We start from the raw sequence: 291 nt of genomic DNA, 5'->3' as shown, positions 1-291 counted from the left end.
TCAGCCACGAGCCCACTCCAACCAGCGCTTGGTGACGGCCGCCTCGTTCTTCAGCCACCAGTCGACATCCGCGTCGAAACCCTTGTCGTAGTACTTCGGCGCACCCGCGAGCGCATTGCGCTCCTCCTCGGTGAGCTGTTCGTAGGCCAGCGGAGAGGACGGGTTCGACGGGAACGCCTTGGCCAGGGCAGCCTGGCTTTCGGCACGCAGCGAGAAGTCCATGAGCTTGTAGGCGTTGTCCACATTGGCGGCGCCCTTGGCGATGGCGTAGCCCTGGAACTGGCGGCGCAT

General features: G+C 64.9%; 1 pseudogene. It reads right to left on the bottom strand.

The window, feature by feature from the left end:
• Positions 1 to 291: pseudogene (locus tag ALMP_RS34675) on the bottom strand (ABC transporter substrate-binding protein); the annotation flags it as partial.

Origin of the sequence: Streptomyces sp. A012304 (genome assembly GCF_026008495.1) — a bacterium.
Lineage (GTDB): Bacteria > Actinomycetota > Actinomycetes > Streptomycetales > Streptomycetaceae > Streptomyces.
This window is presented reverse-complemented; position numbering and strand designations above follow the sequence as displayed.